Consider the following 19,038-nt stretch of genomic DNA (forward strand, 5'->3'; position numbering starts at 1 on the left):
GTCAGCCGTTCCCCGTCCCGCCCCGGCCCTCCAGGTACCGGGTGTGGGTCTCCTGGCGGCGGGCCTCCGCGTCACGCAGGCCCGCCGCTAGCCGCTCGGCCTCCTCGCGCAGCAGGGAGAGCTGCAGTTCGAGGTGGAGCTCGGGCGGCGCGGTGCCCGGCGTCAGCCGGGTCCACCAGCGGGTGCGGACGAACGCGTCGACGGCCTCGGGGATGTCCTGCCGCACCGCCCGGGAGACGGCGTGCACGCCCTCGGGGTCCTGGGCGAGTGCCTCGGCGACCCAGCCCGGCTCCAGCAGCGCGGTCAGCAGGTCGGCCAGCTCGGCGAGCCGGGCGGCGGGGGTGGGCGGCAGGTCGACGTCGGAGAGATAGCCGCTGAGCTTCGCGAAGTCCTCACGCACCGCGTCGAGCTGGGCCGACGGGTCCGGGAAGGCGGGCGGGGCCGGCCGCTCCGGCGGGGCGATCAGCGCGCCCGCGCCGTAGAGCCCGGCCACCACGACGGGCCAGTACGGGCCCGCGACCCCGGTGAAGGTCAGCACCAGGCCGACCAGGCCCAGGGCGCCGCCGGTGAGGTTCTTGCGGGACTCGAGACAGCCGAGGACCTTACTGGTAGCCACGGATCTCCTCGAAGGCGCCGTCCAGCGAGCCGTTCCGGGCGTCGAAGAGGCGGCCGCCGGTCAGGTCGGCGATGTGGGCCAGCTCGGAGCGGTCGGAGTCGCCGAAGAGGATCGGGAAGACGGGGGTGTCCCGCCGGGTGCCGGTGAGCCGGCGGTAGAAGCCGTCGAAGTCCCCCGCCTCGGCGCCGGTGGTGTTCTCGCCGTCGGTCATCAGCACGATCGAGGTGAACGTGTCACGGTCGGCACCGAGATGGTCGTACGCCTTCTCCAGCGAGGTGTAGATCGCGGTGTTGCCGTCGGCTTCGAGTGCGTCGGTGTCCCTGCGGATGGCGTCCAGGCCGGCCTTCGGGTCCTTGGGGTCCACCACGTGGGTCCGCACGTTCTTCACGTCCGAGCCGAACGGCATCAGCGTGACCTCCTCGCGGTCACGGAAGTCGCCGGTCAGGCCGGTGAGCGCCTTCTTCAACGCGTCCAGCCGGCCGCCCTCCATCGAGCCCGAGGTGTCGAGGACGTACACGGTGCGCGAGGGGCGGCGCAGCTCGTTCTCGTAGGAGTCGAGGAGCCCGTCGGCGACGGAACGGCTGCCGGGGAACGGCAGTTCGTGCCGCCGGCTGGTGTCCAGACCGGCGGCGGGCGGCACGGAGGCGACGACCGGACGGCGGCGGGTGGTGTCGGTGATCAGCTTCTGCACGGCGTCGGTGCGCAGGTCCTGTGTCACCTTGCGGACGTCCTCACGGGTGCGGGCGTCGGTCCCGGAGAGCGAGGAGAACGGGTAGTCGGCGGTGACGACACCGTCCTTGGGGCGGATCACGGTCAGGCCCGGGATGCCCTTGAGGACGGACTCGTAGTTGAGCAGGGCGTCCACGGTGCCCCGCCGCTTGTACGCCGTCGCCAGCCAGCCGGACGAACCCGACGTCAGCTTCTGGCCCTTGAAGAACTCCTTCAGCCTCGGCGTGGCCTTGGCCACGTCCGCGTCCGTGAGCGCCGACTGGGCTCCGGAGAGCGCGGACGCCACCGAGATCAGCGTGGAGAAACCGGAGTTGGAGCGGGCCGGGTCCGTCATGCCGTAGGTCAGCCTGCCGTCCTGGACGGCCTGCTCGATCTGCGACCAGGTGACCTGCTCGGGCTTCCAGCCGAGGGCCTGCGCGGTGGCCGTCCGCACGCCGATCGCGACCGGGCTCGACATGATCGGCGTCTCGGAGAGCACCTTCTTCGCCGCGTCCGGGCGCAGCCGCAGGTAGTCGTCCGAGGACAGCCACAGCGCGTCGTACGCCCCGTCCGCCCTGCCCTTGGCAAGCAGGTCGATGGCGTCCAGGGTGCCCATGTAGGTGGGGCGGACGGTGACGCCGGTGTCCTTGCGGACGCGGTCGAAGACGGCGGTCATGTCGCTGAGCTCGCTGGAGGCGAGGACCCGGAGGGTGCCGGGTTTCGGGGCGGTGGAGTCGTCCTGGTGCTCCTCGCTCGTGCAGCCGGTCAGGAGCGCGGCGGTCGTGGCGAGCAGGGCCAGGAGGCCCGAGGTCCGTCTGGTCATGCGAGTCCACCCTCCAGCGCGCCCTGCGACCGGCTGCGCTCCAGGTACGCGCTCGCGCCCTGCAGTTCGTCCGTCAGTGACTGGACGGTGGCGGCCATCGCCTCGGTGGCCTGCACCTTGTAGGTGTCGATGGCGTCGAGGGTGCGGTAGATCTGCTGGAACGCCGAGCGCAGCGTCTCCGCACCGACGGCCGGGTCGGCGGCGATGCGCTGGATCTCGCCGCTCTGCGTGCTGAGCATGTCGGCGTTGGCCCGGATGAGGTCCTCGGTGGTGCCGCGCAGCGCGTTGACCTGCTCGACGACCTTCTTCTGGCTGTCGAGGGCGGAGGCCAGCATCACGGAGATGCGCAGCGCCGACACGGTGGTGGTGGCCGCCCGGTCGACGCCCTTGATCAGTTCGTCGTTGTTGCGGCGCACGACGTCCATGGCGAGGTAGCCCTGCGCGCACACCGCGAGCTGGGTGAGCAGGTCCTGGTGCTTCTGCCGGACCGGGAAGAGGACGTCGGCGCGCAGGCTGTCGGCCTGCTGGGGATCGGTGACCTGGGCGATGTGTCCCTCGACGGCGGTGTCCAGGGCCTCGGTGAGGACGACGTACTCCTGGAGCTTGCCCATGGTCTCCCACAGCCGGACCCGCTCGGTCTGCAACGCGGCGTTGTCCCGGCGCAGTTCGTCCTGCCCGCCGCGCAGCGAACCGACGATCCTGTTCAACGTGCCCTGGGCGGAGGCGTACTTGGCGACGTGGTCGCGCAGCTTGTTGCCGCCGGGCAGCCTGGAGAGGAACCTGCGGCCCTTGTTCGCCGGCAGGTCGCGCGGGTCCAGGTCCTCGACGACCCGGCGGAGTTCCACCAGCGAGCCGGCGACCTTCGTCTGGGCGTCCCCGCCCTTGTCGGGCAGGCTGCGCACGGTCCGCTCCAGCATGCGGTTGGACTGCGCGGCGGCGGTGCGCATGTCGCCTGCGCCGAGGGCGGTGATCTCGCCGACCTTGCCGGCGAACTCGGGCGAGCGGGCGTCGAGCGAGGCGAGCCCCTCGACGTAGGCGGCGGCCTTGCGCGCCATGTCGGTGCGCACACCGTCCTCGACGGGCACCAGCCCACCGGCCTTGTCCCGCGGCACGGGCGTGACGGCCTCGGGCGGTGTGAGTGTGAACTCGTTGTCGTTACCGGTCATGTGACGATCCCCCCGTCATCCGCGCGCCCGGCGGGCCATCTCGTGCAGCACCGCGGAGGTGGGCACGGGCGCCTGCCGGACGCCGGTCAGCTTCTGGTTCAGATAGGCGGCGCGGTCCGCGGTGGCCGCGACGAACTCGGCGGCGTCGCCCTGCGGCCGGAAGCCGTGCCGTACGGCGAGCCCCCGCAGGGTCGGGTCGGTGCTGAGGAGTTCCCCGAGCGCGCGGCCGTTCGCGTCGAGCGGTACGACGGTGTGGTCGCTGTTGACCGTGGTGTCCGGGTAGAGCACCACGAGGTCGTCCACGGTGTGCTGCTCCGCGAGCAGCGAGGCGACCTGCGACTCGTACCCGAGCACCAGCGGGTTCCCGGCGCCGCTGATGAAGTCCCGGAACACCGCGTCCGTGCTGGACTGCTGGGCACCCTGGACGCTGATCAGCTGGTGCAGCAGGGGTGCGGTGCGGTCGATGTCGGCCTTGTTCGCGGTCACCTTGCCGCCGTTCGCGACGTAGGAGGCGGCGGCGAGGTACAGCGCGCCCGAGTTGGAGGACTCGGGGTCGGTGCTCGCGATGTACAGCGTGCCGGTCAGCTCCCCGTGACCGGCGGCGCCCTTGAGCTGCTGCCAGGTCCGGTTGTGCCGGGCCGCGTCCAGGTAGGCGGCCATCTTCAGCGTGCCCCGGTTCTTCCCGTCGAGCGTGGCGAGGCCGTTTGCCGCCAGCACGTCGGCGGCACTGCGGTGGGCCACGACCACGAGGGGCGAGTAGAACGGCCGGGGCAGCGGCTCCTGCACGTGGTGCTTGGCGGCCAGCTGGTCGGCGGGTGCCTGGCTGGACGGGAAGGCGAAGTCGTACCCCTTCAGGTCCAGGCCCTCCATGGCCCAGGACCCCGACGCCTCCGTCTTCACGGTGTAGCCCTTGGCGGCGAGGGCCTTCACCACGTCGGGATCGGCGAAGAAGTCGGCCTTCTCCGATCCGATCACTCCTCGCACGGTCTTCGTTGCCGTGCCCTTGTCCTCTCCATGCCGGCCCGCGACGACGGCGGCCACCACGCCACCGATCAGCAGAACCGCGAGGACGATTCCCGCGATACGTCTCACGCCGGGGACTGTGCTCGCGGAACCCAACATTCCCCGCTGCGGGCGGTGAACGGGGGGTGACATACCGGCCCCGGCACTGCAACGCCCCCCAGGGGCGCAGGGCTGTGTCGATTTGCGGCTCCGCCGCGTGGGCGCGAGCAATCAAGAACAGCCCGCAGCCGCACGACAGCACGAGCCCCTACGGCGAAACGCACCACGGCTCAAGCCGACGCAGTGTATGGCTCCCGGTCCGCGCGTCGCTGCGGTGCACGCGGACCGGGGCCGATCGGGGGACCCCTGAGGCGGGGTCAGTGGGCCGTGCTGAGTTCCTTCGGGCCGGCCAGGGCGGCGGCGTGCGCGTCCATGCGCTCGGCTGCGAGGATCGCCGCGGCGGTGTCCGCCCGGGAGGCGGCGACCACGAGGGCGCGGCCGGCCAGGGCGTGTGCGCGCTGGTGAAGGGCGGCGGGGTCACCGGCCGCGGCGGGTGTCGCGCGGAGCGGCGTACGTCCTCCCCGCAGTCGGCCGACCTCGCCGGCGAGGCGTTCCGCCGCCGCGTCCAGATCGGTCGAGGGGGTCAGGGCGCGCAGGTCGTCGGTGACGGCGAGCAGCGCGGAGAGGTGTCCGGCCAGCTGGATGTCCAGCTCCTCCTCGCGCGACCGGTGCGGGAAGTCGGAAGGGGTGCCGGCCATCGTGCTGTGGACCGACTTGGTGCGGATCGGTTCGTACATGGGGATGGCCTCCTGTGCTCTGACAGGAAACCATCCTAGCTTGGATTTCGTCTAAAGTTGAGTCGTGTCACGGACTGCGGTCCGCCGGTCTCCGTCCGCTACGGCTGGCCGTATCCGTCCAGGAAGTTCCCGATCCGGGTCACCGCGTCCCGGAGATCACCGGCGGTCGGCAGGGTCACCACGCGGAAGTGATCGGGCTCGGGCCAGTTGAAGCCGGTGCCCTGGACGACCATGATCTTCTCCTGGCGAAGCAGGTCCAGCACCATCCGCCGGTCGTCCTTGATCTTGAAGACCTTGGGGTCGAGGCGTGGGAAGAGATACAGCGCGCCCTTGGGCCGTACGCAGGTCACGCCCGGGATCTGGGTGAGCAGCTCGTAGGCGACGTCCAGCTGTTCCTTCAGTCGGCCGCCCGGCAGCACCAGGTCGTTGATCGACTGGCGCCCGCTGAGCGCGGCGACCACACCGTGCTGGCCCGGCATGTTGGCGCACAGCCGCATGTTGGCCAGGATCGTCAGGCCCTCGATGTAGGAGTCGGCGTGCGCGCGGGGGCCGGAGATCGACATCCAGCCGACGCGGTAGCCGGCCACTCGGTACGCCTTGGACATGCCGTTGAAGGTGAGGGTGAGCAGATCGGGGGCGACCTTGGCGGTCGGTGTGTGCGTGGCGCCGTCGTAGAGGATCTTGTCGTAGATCTCGTCGGAGCAGACCAGCAGGTTGTGCCGGCGGGCGATGTCCGTCAGTCCCTTGAGCACGGCCTCGTCGTAGACCGCGCCCGTGGGGTTGTTCGGGTTGATGATGACGATCGCCTTGGTGCGGTCGGTGACCTTGCGCTCGACGTCGGCGAGGTCGGGCATCCAGTCCGACTGCTCGTCGCAGCGGTAGTGCACCGCCGTACCGCCGGACAGGGAGACGGCCGCCGTCCACAGGGGGTAGTCGGGGGCCGGTACGAGGACCTCGTCGCCGTCGTCCAGCAGGCCCTGCATCGCCATCACGATCAGCTCGGAGACGCCGTTGCCGATGTAGACGTGCTCGACGTCGGTCTCGATGCCGAGGGTCTGGTTGTGCATGACGACCGCCCGGCGCGCGGCCAGCAGGCCCTTGGCGTCGCCGTAGCCGTGCGCGGTGGAGACGTTGCGGAGGATGTCCTCGAGGATCTCCGGCGGGCACTCGAAGCCGAAGGCGGCCGGGTTGCCGGTGTTGAGCTTCATGATGCGGTGACCTGCCGCCTCCAGGCGCATCGCCTCCTCGAGAACCGGGCCCCGGATCTCGTAACAGACGTTGGCGAGCTTGGTCGACTGGATCACCTGCATGGTAGGCAGCTTACGGCCCCGGTAACGTCCCATGGGCCGTGTTTTCCACCACTTGACTGCTCCCGTCCCTGGTGGGAGGGGATTCCTGGCTCAGGCCGCCTCCTGGAGCGGCGCTCCAGGAGGTCTTACGCCCTCGACACCAGCCGGGGCCAGACCAGCCCGGACGAGCATCACATGTGCGGAGTTCTTGTCCCTTGGGGAGACGGCTCCGCACGCGGTGCAGGTGTATGTACGTTTCGACAGCGGAAGTGCGTGCTTGGCTCTCGCTCCGCAGCGCCCGCAGTCCATGGTGGTGTGCGCGGCATGCACCAGACGCAGGTCCCGCCCGTGCTTGCGGCCCATCTCGATCAGGGCCTTCTTCGTGGCGCCGATGGCGGCGTCCGCCGCCTTACGCGCCATCGACGTTTTGGCGAGGAATTTCGGGCGGAAGTCCTCCACCGCGATGGCGTCATGGTCGCGCATGACCTTCTTCGCCCACTTGCGTGCAGCATCCTGCCGTTGGCGGGCGATCTTCTGGTAGGTCTTGGCCCGCCACTTCTTCGCCTCCTGGTAGCCCTTCGACGCAGCCTGTCCCTTTTTTGGCTTGCGGCGGGCCATCATTCGGTCGTACCGGGAAAGCTTGTGCTTGGCCTTCTTACCGTGCTCGGGGTGGGGCAGGTCGTGGGCGTCGCTGGTGGTGGTCGCGATCTCCTTCACGCCCCAGTCCACGCCGAGCGCCCGGCCGGTCTGCGGCAGCGGCTCGACCTGAACGGGGACCACGAACGAGGCGTACCAGTCGCCGACGCTGTCCCGGTACACCCGTACCGATGAAGGCTCGGCGGGCAGCTCCCGGGACCACACCACGGTGAGCGCGATCCCGCCCGCCAGATAGAGCCGCCCGTCCCTGAGTCGGAAGCCGTTCCGCGTGTAGTTCAGACTGGGACCGACCTTGTGCTTCCTCTTGTAGCCCGGCATCCCTGCCCGTTGTCGGACGGGCAGCCGATCCTTGATGTCCTTGAGCGCCTTCGCGCGGGACTTACCGAAGTCGCGAATCAGCTGCTGCTGGGGCACGCTGGCCCCCTGGGCCAGCCAAGGGGTGATGGCACGGGCCTGGGTAAGCATCCGGTCCAGCCGCGCCGGGCCACACTCTTCCCCGTCGGTGTGGGCCTTCTTCGATTGGGCGACGCACTCGTTCCACACCCACCGGCATCGCCCCCACTCCACCAGCAGCGCCTCACGGGCGGTGGACGAAGCCCGCAGCCGGTACGTGTACCGCGCGTGACCTGTGCCATGGGACTCCCGTACCGCCGCCACGCCGTCACCCCCGCCCTCACGCTCGTGCCTGCCCCCGCACCGGCCTCCACCGTCAGACCGTACGTACGACGCCCAAACGCCTGCACCATCATCCAGTTGCTATCACCTCAATCGGCGAGTCAGGGCACGTGTGTTCGCTTTTCTCGGCTCCGTCGTGTGGGCCCTGCGGGCCAACCGCGCCCAGGGCGGATCGGCACGCCGCAGTGCGTTCCCTCCGCGAGGCTTGGTGAGGCGGGTTGTTTTGGTCTGTTATCGCCGGTAGCTGTCTCAGGAGTCACACACGTCTCTACAATTCCCGCCCATGGCCACCGATCGTGAGCACGGGGCGGAGACGAACGGCGCGCACGGAGCGGGCGGCGAGCCGGGGGTGCCGCCGAACGTGTACCACCCGCATGCCGCACCGACCCCGTCGTACGAGGAGTACACCGATCCTGCCGCCGCCCACGGCTGGCAGAACGCCTACGACGAGACCCGTGAGCTGCCCCCGGTGCCCGCGCTGGACGACCCCGCCGGGCCGCCTCCTCTCATACCGGGCGGCGGCCGGGCCGATCTCCGGCGCCGGAGGAAGCAGGGCGGCCGTCGCCGGGTGGCCGTCGCGGGGGTCCTCGGGGCGGCCGGTGTCGTCGCCGTGATCGCCGGTCTGACGGGCGGCTCGGGTTCCCCGGCCGGACAGCAGCCCGCGAAGGGTGGCCGTGTCTCCTCGGACGACTCCGCGACCACGCGGAAGGGCAGCGGCACGCCGAGCGCCACGGACACCGCCGGCAGCCCGGGCGGGACCTCGCCGTCCCCCACCCCCACGTCCACCGCCTCCTCGGCGCGCACGGCCACCTCTCCGGCCGCGCAGACCTCCGCCGCGCCCACGCCGACGACGGCGCCCCCGTCGGCGACCGCGACGACGACCGCGCCCAGTGGCCGGGGGCATGGCCGGGGTACCGGCAAGAAGCCCAGATGGTCCCAGGATTCCCAGGGTTGACGCTCCGTCGGTAAAACAGTTCGCATACAACTCCTTGCTCAGGCATGCCTCTCTCATGAGAATGCTCATGACAAGACAGTGGGCGGCCGGAAGATCTCCGGTCGCTTATGTCTGCAGAGGGGACCCCCACATGAACAAGCCTCTCCTGGCCGCGCTGTCCGCCCTGGCGATCGCCGGGCTCGGCGCGACCCCCGCCGTCGCCGCGCCTCAGGCCAAGACGGCAAAGGCGGTGACCGTCACCTACGCCGGCACCGTCTCGCTCAGCAACTGCTCCGGTTCCGTCATCCGCTTCCCGAACTCCGCGGACAGCGACCCGGCGCTCGTGATGACCAACGGCCACTGCCTGGAGACCGGCTTCCCGGACCCGGGCGAGGTCATCACCGGCCAGTCCTCCAGCCGCAGCTTCGGTCTCCTGAGCGCCTCCGGCAGCCGGATCGGCACACTCCGCGCCAACCAGGTCGTCTACTCGACCATGACGGACACGGACGTCACGATCTACCGGCTGACCACCACCTACGCGGCGATCAAGAGCTCGTACGGCATCAGCCCGCTCACCGTGCAGAACACGCACCCGACCACCGGCACCGCCATCAAGGTCGTCTCCGGCTACTGGAAGCGGACCTACAGCTGCAACGTGGACGGGTTCGTGTACCGGCTGAAGGAGGGTGGCTGGACCTGGAAGGACTCGATGCGCTACACCTCCGCCTGCAACACCATCGGCGGCACCTCCGGCTCCCCGGTGATCGACACGGCCACCGGCAACGTCGTCGCCGTCAACAACACGGGCAACGAGGACGGCGAGAGCTGCACCGAGAACAACCCGTGCGAGGTGGACGAGAGCGGCAACGTGACCGTCCGCAAGGGCATCAACTACGCCGAGGAGACCTACCAGATCCCGGCCTGCTTCACGACCGGCAACAAGCTCAACCTGAGCGCCTCCGGCTGCACCCTGCCCAAGCCGTAGTCCCACCGGGCCGGGCGGTCACACCGGTGTACGGCGCACCGCCCGGCCCGCCAGTACGTCCGTCCGCCGGCCGTCCTCGATGACGAACCTGCCGTCGACCAGGACGTACGGGATCCCGGTCGGGAGCGTGCGGGGCTCGGCGAAGGTGGCGCCGGGCGACACCGTCCGCGGGTCGAAGAGCACCAGGTCGGCCCGGTATCCCTCGCGCACCAGCCCGCGGTCCGGCAGTCGCAGCCGGGCCGCGGGCCGCGCCGTGAGGTGCCCGACGCACTCCTCCAGCGTCAGCACGCCCGACTCCCGGACGTAGTGGCCGAGATAGCGGGGGAAGGTGCCGTAGGCCCGCGGGTGCGGCTTGGCGCCCCGCAGGATGCCGTCCGAGCCGCCGGTGTGGGCGCGGTGCCGCATGATCGTGCGGACGTTCTCCTCGTCGCCGACGTGCTGCAGGATCGTCGTACCGAGCCGGTCGTGTACCAGCAGACGGCGCGCGGTCGTCCAGGGGCTCTCGCCGCGCAGGTCCGCCGACTCCCGGACCGTACGGCCGACATGGTCCGCCAGGGCCGGTGCGGTCACACCGGAGATCTCGATCGTCTCCCACTCCACGGGCACGCCGTGGCAGCCGTCCGCGCCGGTCACCTCCAGGTCGTGCCGGATCCGCGCGGCCGTCGCCGGGTCGGCGAGCCGGGCCAGGACCGACTCCGGGCCGCCCTCGCCCGCCCAGCTCGGCAGCAGCGCGGCCAGGGTGGTCGAGCCGGGGGTGTAGGGATAGCTGTCCAGCGTGATGTCCGCGCCGGAGTCGAGCGCCTCGTCGAGCAGGGCCAGCAGTTCGGGCGCCCGGCCCTTGTTCACGCCGAAGTTCATCGTCGCGTGGGCCAGATGCAGCGGGCAGCCCGCCGCCCGGGCCAGCGCCACCATCTCGGCGTAGGCCTCCAGGGCGCCGGCGCCGTAGGACCGGTGGTGCGGGCAGTAGTAGCCGCCGTACTCCGCCACCACCCGGCACAGCTCGGTCAGTTCGGCGTCCTCGGCATACATCCCCGGCGTGTACGTGAGCCCCGAGGACAGGCCGACCGCGCCCTGCTCCAGCCCCTCCGCCACCAGGTGCCGCATCCGGTCCAGCTCCGCGGGCGTGGCCGGGCGGTCCTCCCAGCCGACGGCGAGCGCGCGGACCGTGCCCTGCGGGACGAGATAGGCGGCGTTGACGGCGATGCCCCGGTCCAGCCGGTCGAGATACTCGCCGACCGTCCGCCAGTCCATGTCGAGGTCGTCGCCGTACCCGTTCCAGCCGGTGATCGCCCGCCGGACCTCCTCCAGCGTGCGGTCGTCCACGGGCGCGTACGAAAGACCGTCCTGGCCGACGACTTCGAGTGTGACCCCCTGCGCGGCCTTCGCACTGTGGTCGGGGTCGCGCAGCAGGGCCAGGTCGGAGTGGGCGTGCATGTCGATGAAGCCGGGGGAGAGGACGAGCCCCTCCGCGTCCAGCTCACGTCGCGCCCGGGGCCGCTGACAGCCCGCCGCCGCGGCCTCCTTGACGATCGAGACGATCCGGCCGCCGTCGACCACGACATCGGCGCGGTAGGAGTCCGCACCGCTGCCGTCGACGACGTCCGCGTCACGGATGACGAGGTCCTCCACGGCACTCCCCGGTTCTCTAGAAGAACGTACGGATGAAGTCGACGACCGTCCCGTCCGCCTCGGCCACCGGGATCAGCTGCCACTTGTCGAACGACGTGCAGGGGTGGGACAGGCCGAAGCCGATCCAGTCGCCCACCTCGACGTCCGCCTCGGCGCCGGTGCCCAGCCAGAGGTGCTGGTCGGACAGGGCGGTCACCTCGATGCCGGTCGCCGGGTGCTCGGTGCCGTCCCGGCGCACCACGTGGGCCACCGGGTGGTCGAGGTCGTAGGCGGCGTCGCGCTTGCCCGCGTTGACGAAGGCCTGCTCGGGGGAGGGACGGGAGACGACCTGCGCCCACAGCCGGAACGCGGGCTCCAGGGCGCCCTCCTCGGGCACCCGGTTGAACGGGGTGAGCCTGCTGTAGTGCACGTCGTCGTGCGAGACGTACGCACCCGACCGGAGCAACTTCAGTACGGGCAGGGAGAGTTCGGGGATGGCGGCGAAGACGTCGGCGACCGCGTCGAACCACTCGCTGCCGCCCGCGCTCACCACGATCTCCTCGGCCCCGGCGAACCGCCCGGCCTTGTCGAACTCCGCCGCCAGCGCGACCATCCGGCCCAGCCAGGCCCGCACCGGCTCGGGAGCGGCGCCGGGCACCTGGGCCTCGTAGCCCGCCACGCCCACCAGCCGCAGCGTCTCCACACCCGCCACCGCGTCCGCGACCGCCCGTGCGTCCGCCTCCGTGCGCACACCGGTACGGGCACCCTCGCCCGCGCCCAGCTCCACCACGACGTCCACCGGGCGGGCCGCGCCGCGCAGGGCCGCGTCCATCAGCTCGACCCCGCGCACGGAGTCGACGTAGCAGACGAAACGGAAGTCGGGGTCGGCCGCCAGGTCGGCGGCGATCCGGCGCAGGGCCGCCGGGTCGACCAGCTCGTTGGCCAGGAAGATCCGCTCGATCCCGAACGCCCGGGCCACCCACACCTGGTGCGGCACCGCGAGGGTGATGCCCCACGCCCCGTGCTCGATCTGACGCCGGAAGAGCTGGGGTGCCATGGACGTCTTGCCGTGCGGGGCGAAGGCGAGGCCGTGCCGGGCGGCGTACGTCTCCATGAGCCGCAGGTTGTGCTCCAGGCGCTCGGCGGAGAGCGCGAGCACCGGGGTGGTGAAGCCGTCGGTGAAGAGGTTGCGGCGCTGGGTGGCCAGCTCGGCGACGGTCAGGCCCACGGCGTCCGGCGGGAGGCCCTTGAAGCGGTGGTCGACCCGTTCCTCCGCGAGGCGGGCGAGTGCTTCGGTACCGGCTTCCTGGGCCATGAGACCTCCCCAATCTGGTGCGTTGCACTCTCTGCAACATTCATTGCGTATGTCGCTCACTGCTGTCTAACATCTCGGCCACGCGGGGTCAACGGACTCCCATACCGAGGAGCTACGACGATCGTGACCGCCACCGGAGCCCGCAACGCCCCCGACATTGTGGACGTCGTGGCGCTCGGCGAGTCCATGGTCACCTTCCTCCCCACCCGCCCGGGCCGCCTCGCCGACGTCCCCGCCTTCGAGCGCGGGATCGGCGGAGCCGAGTCCAACGTGGCCTGCGCACTGGCGGCCTCAGGCCACTCCACGCGGTGGGTGAGCCGGGTGGGCGCGGACGGGTTCGGGGACCACCTGGTCGAGACGATCGGGGCGTACGGCGTAGACGTCGCCCACGTCCGCCGGGACACGGAGCGCCCGACCGGCCTGTACTTCCGCACGGCGGGGGACCGGGCGACGGACGAGCACGAGGTGGCGTACTACCGGACGGGGTCGGCGGCTTCCGCGATGACCGTGGACGACGTCGACGTGGAGGCGGTGCGGGCGGGGCGGGTGCTGCACCTCTCGGGGATCACGGCGGCGCTGTCGGAGGGGTGCCTGGAACTGGTGCGCGAGCTGCTGAAGCCCGACGAGGGGCGGCCCTTGGTCTCCTTCGACGTGAACCACCGGCCCGGACTGTGGCGGGACGCCGATGACGCCCGGGTGTTGCTGGAGCTGGCGCGCGCGTCCGACATCGTGTTCGTGGGACACGACGAGGCGCGCCAGGCCTGGGGGCTGCACGGTGGCCGGGCCATTGTGGAGGCGCTGCCCGAGCCGGAGATCGTGGTCGTGAAGCAGGGCAGGGCTGGAGCGGTCGCGTTCGACAGGAACACCGACGCAATGGAGGACGCCGACGGTACGGCGACCCTCGTCCGGGCACCGCGGGTCGATGTGGTCGCCCATGTCGGTGCCGGAGACGCCTTCGCCGCCGGATTCCTCTCAGGCACCCTCCGTGGACTTCCGATGCGCGACCGCCTCCGGCACGGCCACCTCATGGCGGCAGCCGCCCTCACCGCCCCCGGCGACCTCGCCGCCCCTCCCACCCGCCGCCCGACCACCGCCCCTCAAGGAGCCTCCCCCAGAGCCGAACGCCTGGGGGCACCCCCATCGCGGCGCCCCTCCTGGATGAGCCACGCCGACCGCCTCGCCGCCCTGGACGACGACGCATGGGGGAGACTTCGACTCGGCCCCGGCTGGACGCAAGCCGACGAGGCCCCGGAGGAGGCGAACACCCCATGAGTCAGACCGTCGACCGCGCCCTGAGCATCCTGCCGCTGCTCGCCGAGGGCCCCGCCGACCTCGGGCAGGTCGCCGACCGGCTCGGCGTCCACAAGTCCACCGCGCTGCGCCTCCTGCGCACCCTGCACGAGCACGGCCTGGTCTACCGCCAGTCCGACCAGCGCTACCGCCTCGGCGCCCGCCTCTTCGCCCTCGCCCAGGAGGCGATGGAGAACCTCGACATCCGCGAGATCGCCCACCCCCACCTCGTCCGCCTCAACGAGCGGTGCGGCCACACCGTGCACCTCGCCGTGTACGAGGAGAACGAGGTGCTGTACATCGACAAGGTCGAGAGCCGCTACCCGGTCCGCATGTACTCGCGGATCGGCAAGCCCGTCGCCATCACGGTCGCCGCCGTCGCCAAACTGCTCCTCGCCGACCTGCCCGAACCCGAGCGCCGCGCCCTCGCGGACAAGCTCGACTATCCCCTGTACACGGCCCGGTCCACCCCCAACGCCACCGCGTTCCTACGGGAGTTGGAGCAGGTGCGCGAACAGGGCTGGGCCACCGACCTCGGCGGCCACGAGGAGTCCATCAACTGTGTCGCTGCCCCCGTCCGCGGTGCCGACGGCCGGGTGGTCGCCGCGATGTCGGTGTCCGCGCCGAACGTCGTCGTCACCGCCGAGGAACTCCTCACCCTGCTGCCGCAGGTGCGTCGTACCGCGGACGCGATCAGCGGCGAGTACTCCGGAAGAACGCCAGTGAAGGGCACCCCCGAATGACCGAGAAGATCGCGCTCACCCCGAAGACCCACACCACCCCGCCCGCGAAGTTCTCCCACGGCGTGAAGAAGGGCAACATCCTCCAGGTCGCCGGCCAGGTCGGCTTCCTGCCCGCCGAGGAGGGCAGGCCCCCGACACCGGCCGGTCCCACCCTGCGCGAGCAGACCCTGCAGACCCTCGCCAACGTCAAGGCGATCCTCGAAGAGGGCGGCGCGAGCTGGGACGACGTGATGATGATCCGCGTCTATCTGACGGACACGAGCCACTTCGCCGAGATGAACGAGATGTACGACCGCTATTTCGAGGAGCAAGGTCTCACGCAAGCTCCGCCTGCTCGTACGACGGTGTACGTCGGTCTCCCCGAAGGGCTGTTGGTCGAGATCGATGGCCTGGCGGTCCTCGACTGATTGATCGGAACTCGAACCCGTGACCTTTTCATGTTCGGCGGCCACCGCGGGCCTGGTTCCGTTGATCTGATCAAAGGAACCGACGGGGGAGGGGGCATGGGCGAGAAGGTGATGCGACGCCGTGGTTGCCGTGCACGTCTTGCCCTGACGGCTGCCCAAGTGGGCCCGCTCGACCAGCAGGCGCATGCCGCGAGGGCGCTGCGGAACCTTTTCGTTGGGCGCGTGCCAACATCGACTGGCTGGCAGTGCTTCCAGCGCAAGCAGCGCAGGCGGTTCTGAAGACATACCGCCAGGCCTGGGAGAACTGCTGGGAAGGCAGGGGCGAGCCGCCGACACACAAGTCCCGTCGTCGTTCGGTACTGGCGGTTGACATTCCGCAGGGGCGGGATGTCCATGTAGCCACTTCGCCCAGGTACGTCCGCTCAGCGTCAGCAACCCCGAGCAGATCGAGGAGATCCGCGCCTGGGGCCGCGAGCGCGCGGTACCGGCGGGCCGGGCGGCGGTGACGCCGGTGCCGGGCGACGGGGGCCGTACCCGAAGGATCGTCTTCATGGACGAGTGACCAGGGTGAATCCGTGAGTCGGGTGGTCCGACTGGTTCCGGCACAGGAATGTCGTCCATACTGCCGCCGTGGAGCAGCGCATAGGATCGAGCAGCAAGCCCGTCGAGGGCGCCGGATTCGACCCGGCCTTCATCCCCGGGCTCACCGCGCCGGCGGCGAAGTCGGAGCAGGAGCAGGAGCCGCAGGCGGCGGCACCGGAGCCTGCCGAGGAGCCGGAGCAGGAGCCGGAGGCCCCGGAGGCCGAGGCGCCGGCAGAGCCGGAGGACGAGGAGGAGGCGCCCGCGGACGGCCCCGTCTTCGAGGCCTCCGACCGCCGCGCCAAGTTCGTCGCCGACCACCGCGGAGTCCGGCTCAGCCTGGACGAGGAGAAGTGCGAGTTCCGCTGGGACGAGATCGCCGCGGTCGAGACGGAGTCCCCCCGCTTCGGCAAGCGTTTCACCATCACGGTGCACACCCCTGACCGCCGCTGGTTCCCGATCGAGATCGAGGCGACGGCCAGGGCGCGCTTCAAGGAGTGGGAGGGCCGGCTGGACGCGGTCCTCGACGCCTACTTCGAAGAGGCCTAGCTGCAGTACTGGGCGGCCTTCCCGATCGCCCGGTACATGCAGTCCGCGTTCTCCAGCAGCTGCAGGACCGCGTCCTTGTTCCGGGACGTCTCCCGCTCGATGACCTCGTCGGGCGGGTAGAACCCACCCCCGGAACTGGACGTCGGGTACATCTCGAAGGTGTAGTCGAAGATCTTGTGGACGCCCCACAGGTAGTCGTCGATCGACCCGTCGGTGATGTACAGATCGCTCGACTGTTCCGGCGTGTACCCGTTGCTCGCGGCCATCTTCTGCCCCACGGCCTTGAACGCGGCGGCGTCATCGGCGGTCATCCCGGTCGCCGTGTCCGAGTAGGTGTACCCGAACGGCCACAGCACCAGCTCGCTGTAGGTGTGGAAGTCGATACCGGCCTTGATCTGCTGCTTGCCGCCGACGACCCGGCTGCGCACGAAGTCGGAGACGACCTTCACCTCGGGCGCGGACTCGGCCGCGGAACCGCGGTAGGTCTCGGACGACTTCGAGCCCGACGAGCCGCCGCAGCAGCCCCACTTGTAGTCCCAGTTCCGGTTGAGGTCGGTCCCGACGTACGACGACCCCGAGTTGGGCTGCCGGTTCTTCCGCCACGACCGGTACGACCCGGTGGCGATGTCGTACTCGCCGCCGTCCGGGTTCAGATCGGGGACGATCCAGATCTCCCGGCTGTTGATCAGGTTCGTGATCCGCGAGTCGCTCCCGTACCCGGCGCCGAACTCGCGCAGCAGGTACAGGGCCATCTCCACGGTCAGATGCTCACGCGCGTGCTGGTGGAAGGTGAACAGCACCTCCGGCTCGTCCTCGTCCGTCCCCACGTTGTCGCTCACCTTGATGGCGACGATGTCCCGTCCCTGGTACGACTTCCCGATCACCCGCTTGCTCATGATGTTCGGGTAGGCGGCGAGCCGCTGGTCGATCTCGGCGTTCATCTCGGCGTAGTTGTGGTACTTCGAGTCGGCGCTGGGGAAGTCGTAGAGCCGGAGTCCGGACCGCTGGGGTGCCGCCCCCAACGGACTGACGTCGTACCCGAGCTTCCGCAGCCTGCCGATCTGCTCGGCCCGCCCGGACACGACGACGGTCTCCTCGTCGGCCTCGTCGACGGTGACGCCGGCCTGCTGAATGGCCGTACGGGTCACGGGGTTGGTGCTCTGGTGGATCTCGTACTGCCGGATGTCGTCACCGGACGGCACGGCCTTGCGGACGCCGTCGGCGGTGGCGTGCGTGGCGCCGGCCGACACGGGGGCGGCGAGGGCGAGGGCCAGCAGTGCGCCGAGTGCGGCGGTACGCCTGCCGCCGCGCGCGCCGGAGCCGCGGATGCGAAGTCGCATGAACTCTCCTTGGGTCTCCAGGGATTCCGGGGTCGCCGGAAGTGGGGAGTGGAGCTGGGGGGTGCGTCAGTGCGACGTGCCTATTGCTGTGAGGCCGCTGTGCGGGGGTTGGCGCTCATGGTGAAGTGTTGGCATGATCAGGTCAAGTGCATGTCAAGGTGACTACGACCGGAAATGCGTCGGAGTCACGAGAATTGACGCAGACTCCACTCACCGGAAGGAAACGGTGAGCCAGGGACTGCCGGGGTCGGACATCAGAACCTGGTGCACATCGACCATGTCCGTGTACCACTTGCCGAACTCCTCGTCGTCGAAGTGCAGGCAGCGCCCGAGGATGTACCCGGCGGCGAAGTCCTGCCAGGACTTGTACGACCGCGCGGCGGCCCGCCCGGCCTCGATGACGGCGGACTCGGCCTCCGGTAGCGAGCAGTACCGGGCCCCGAGCCCCCAGCGAGCCATGCCCGAGGCCCGCCCGAAGTTCCAGGCGTCCACGGAACTGACGAACCGGTTATCGTCGAGGATGCCGTCGGCCCGGAAACGCGCCTCGTAGCGGGTGATGCGCCCCACGAGAGCCTGTATGCCCTTGATGCGGGCCTCGATCTCCTCCTCCGGGACGGTGGGCGTGGTGGTGACCCCGTCCGGGGTGATGACGGTCTCGCCGCCCGCTCGGGCGCGCAGCACCCGGGCGACCGCGTCGCGCCAGTAGGCGGTCTCGACGTGCCCGCCGAAGTCACGCGCGATGGTCCGGCGCAGCCCGAGCGCGAACTCCCAGACAGGATTGCCACCGTCAGGGTCGAGCAGAGCGCGCTGCTGAACCCGCCACTCCTCACGGCTGGTGACACCCCACCACTCCCGAAGCGACCGGCGTTCCGACGGATAGCCGTCGCCGTGATACGCCATGGCGTTCCAGGCCAGCCCGTCGCGCACGATGAGCAGCGCACCGCAGGCCAGCCCGCGCGCGACAGGCCCCTCGAGCGGTCCTCCGAGCCGAAGCGTGAGCACCCTGGCCCGATTCAGCGGAGCGTCGGTCCGATCGCTGTGCTGCGCCCACACGGCGGAGTGCGGCGGCGCGGAGGGCAGAAACGCCTCGCACGGGCTGCCCGGATTGACCACGATCATGGCCGGATCGCTGGGCGCCCACACCTGGGCGAACCATCCGAGACTCTGCCAGTCGAGCACCCGATGCGGGTCCGGCACGGGCAGCATGCCCTCCGTGTACACGGCCCAGACCCGGCCACCGGCGACCCGGGGATCGTGCCCGAAGACGGGAACGGTCCTGCCCGGCTGGGCATCCGCCCCGTCACGCCGTATCTCGAAGTACAGCCGACTGTCCGCGAGGGTGTCGAAGTAGGCCGCCCAGTCCTCGCGCGCCTTGGCCTCGAAGAGGGCCTGCTCGATGCGCGTCGGCGGAGTCCAGGCGGGCGGAGCCGGCGGAGTCGAGGGTGGCGGTGTCGCAGGCCCGAACCCTGCGGGTGGCGGACCGAACGACATGTCGTGCCCTTTTCAACTTATGGCCGTCTGAGGCGACTTGACTTGCATGGTCATGCTATGGGAT

The 19,038-nt window shown here is 70.5% G+C and carries 17 protein-coding genes; 6 read left to right on the forward strand and 11 right to left on the reverse strand.

The window, feature by feature from the left end:
* Nucleotide 1: 1 nt before the first annotated feature.
* The 7 genes from ACIRVH_RS09780 to ACIRVH_RS09810 form a co-directional block, all read right to left on the reverse strand.
* Nucleotides 2–616 (reverse strand): hypothetical protein, encoded by a 615-nt coding sequence (locus ACIRVH_RS09780; RefSeq protein ID WP_403950252.1) that lies wholly within the window; start codon nt 614–616, stop codon nt 2–4.
* On the reverse strand, nt 603–2,147 hold the full coding sequence (locus tag ACIRVH_RS09785; RefSeq protein ID WP_403950254.1) for a substrate-binding domain-containing protein: 1,545 nt from the start codon (nt 2,145–2,147) through the stop codon (nt 603–605). The genes ACIRVH_RS09780 and ACIRVH_RS09785 overlap by 14 nt, the downstream gene beginning before the upstream one ends.
* A complete protein-coding gene (locus ACIRVH_RS09790) occupies nt 2,144–3,313 on the reverse strand; it encodes a toxic anion resistance protein (RefSeq protein ID WP_403950257.1) in 1,170 nt (389 codons plus the stop codon). Before ACIRVH_RS09790 ends, ACIRVH_RS09785 begins: the two co-directional genes overlap by 4 nt.
* A gap of 15 nt (nt 3,314–3,328) precedes the next feature.
* Nucleotides 3,329–4,405: a hypothetical protein gene (locus ACIRVH_RS09795; RefSeq protein WP_403950259.1), complete on the reverse strand. Its 1,077-nt coding sequence runs from the start codon at nt 4,403–4,405 to the stop codon at nt 3,329–3,331.
* 287 nt (nt 4,406–4,692) lie between these two features.
* A complete protein-coding gene (locus ACIRVH_RS09800) occupies nt 4,693–5,112 on the reverse strand; it encodes a hypothetical protein (protein WP_403950261.1) in 420 nt (139 codons plus the stop codon).
* A gap of 98 nt (nt 5,113–5,210) precedes the next feature.
* Nucleotides 5,211–6,422 (reverse strand): pyridoxal phosphate-dependent aminotransferase, encoded by a 1,212-nt coding sequence (locus tag ACIRVH_RS09805; RefSeq protein ID WP_403950263.1) that lies wholly within the window; start codon nt 6,420–6,422, stop codon nt 5,211–5,213.
* A 90-nt stretch (nt 6,423–6,512) separates the two neighbouring features.
* Nucleotides 6,513–7,715 carry an RNA-guided endonuclease InsQ/TnpB family protein gene (locus ACIRVH_RS09810; RefSeq protein WP_403950266.1) on the reverse strand — a complete coding sequence of 401 codons (1,203 nt, stop codon included), beginning with the start codon at nt 7,713–7,715 and terminating at the stop codon, nt 6,513–6,515.
* A 301-nt stretch (nt 7,716–8,016) separates the two neighbouring features.
* On the opposite strand from ACIRVH_RS09810, the gene ACIRVH_RS09815 reads away from it, so the two are divergent.
* Nucleotides 8,017–8,688, forward strand: a complete 672-nt coding sequence (locus ACIRVH_RS09815; RefSeq protein ID WP_403950268.1) for a hypothetical protein — start codon at nt 8,017–8,019, stop codon at nt 8,686–8,688.
* Nucleotides 8,689–8,818: 130 nt separating this feature from the next.
* Nucleotides 8,819–9,652 carry a serine protease gene (locus ACIRVH_RS09820; RefSeq protein WP_403950270.1) on the forward strand — a complete coding sequence of 278 codons (834 nt, stop codon included), beginning with the start codon at nt 8,819–8,821 and terminating at the stop codon, nt 9,650–9,652.
* A gap of 18 nt (nt 9,653–9,670) precedes the next feature.
* On the opposite strand, the gene ACIRVH_RS09825 is transcribed toward ACIRVH_RS09820, so the two are convergent.
* Together ACIRVH_RS09825 and ACIRVH_RS09830 are read right to left on the reverse strand one after the other, a co-directional pair.
* Nucleotides 9,671–11,281: an amidohydrolase family protein gene (locus ACIRVH_RS09825; protein ID WP_403950273.1), complete on the reverse strand. Its 1,611-nt coding sequence runs from the start codon at nt 11,279–11,281 to the stop codon at nt 9,671–9,673.
* 16 nt (nt 11,282–11,297) lie between these two features.
* On the reverse strand, nt 11,298–12,575 hold the full coding sequence (locus tag ACIRVH_RS09830; RefSeq protein WP_403950275.1) for an alanine racemase: 1,278 nt from the start codon (nt 12,573–12,575) through the stop codon (nt 11,298–11,300).
* Between the two features lie 123 nt (nt 12,576–12,698).
* Here ACIRVH_RS09830 and ACIRVH_RS09835 point away from each other — a divergent pair, with 123 nt between their 5' ends.
* The 4 genes from ACIRVH_RS09835 to ACIRVH_RS09850 all read left to right on the forward strand — a co-directional run bounded on the left by ACIRVH_RS09835 (nt 12,699) and on the right by ACIRVH_RS09850 (nt 16,143).
* The gene (locus tag ACIRVH_RS09835; protein WP_403950277.1) at nt 12,699–13,847 is read left to right on the forward strand and encodes a sugar kinase; all 1,149 of its coding nucleotides are present in this window, start codon (nt 12,699–12,701) and stop codon (nt 13,845–13,847) included.
* The gene (locus ACIRVH_RS09840) at nt 13,844–14,608 is read left to right on the forward strand and encodes an IclR family transcriptional regulator (RefSeq protein WP_094215252.1); all 765 of its coding nucleotides are present in this window, start codon (nt 13,844–13,846) and stop codon (nt 14,606–14,608) included. Before ACIRVH_RS09835 ends, ACIRVH_RS09840 begins: the two co-directional genes overlap by 4 nt.
* Nucleotides 14,605–15,015, forward strand: coding sequence for a RidA family protein (locus tag ACIRVH_RS09845; RefSeq protein WP_403950280.1), 411 nt, complete (start codon nt 14,605–14,607; stop codon nt 15,013–15,015). Before ACIRVH_RS09840 ends, ACIRVH_RS09845 begins: the two co-directional genes overlap by 4 nt.
* Before the next feature lie 630 nt (nt 15,016–15,645).
* On the forward strand, nt 15,646–16,143 hold the full coding sequence (locus ACIRVH_RS09850) for a hypothetical protein (RefSeq protein WP_403950282.1): 498 nt from the start codon (nt 15,646–15,648) through the stop codon (nt 16,141–16,143).
* On the opposite strand, the gene ACIRVH_RS09855 is transcribed toward ACIRVH_RS09850, so the two are convergent.
* Nucleotides 16,140–17,483 (reverse strand): M14 family metallopeptidase, encoded by a 1,344-nt coding sequence (locus ACIRVH_RS09855; RefSeq protein WP_403950284.1) that lies wholly within the window; start codon nt 17,481–17,483, stop codon nt 16,140–16,142. The two genes, ACIRVH_RS09850 and ACIRVH_RS09855, sit on opposite strands and share 4 nt — an antisense overlap.
* 210 nt (nt 17,484–17,693) lie before the next feature.
* Complete coding sequence (locus ACIRVH_RS09860) at nt 17,694–18,974, reverse strand: DUF1266 domain-containing protein (RefSeq protein WP_403950286.1); 1,281 nt, start codon at nt 18,972–18,974, stop codon at nt 17,694–17,696.
* Nucleotides 18,975–19,038 lie beyond the last annotated feature (64 nt).

This window comes from Streptomyces sp. NPDC101165 (assembly GCF_044768135.1).
Lineage (GTDB): Bacteria > Actinomycetota > Actinomycetes > Streptomycetales > Streptomycetaceae > Streptomyces.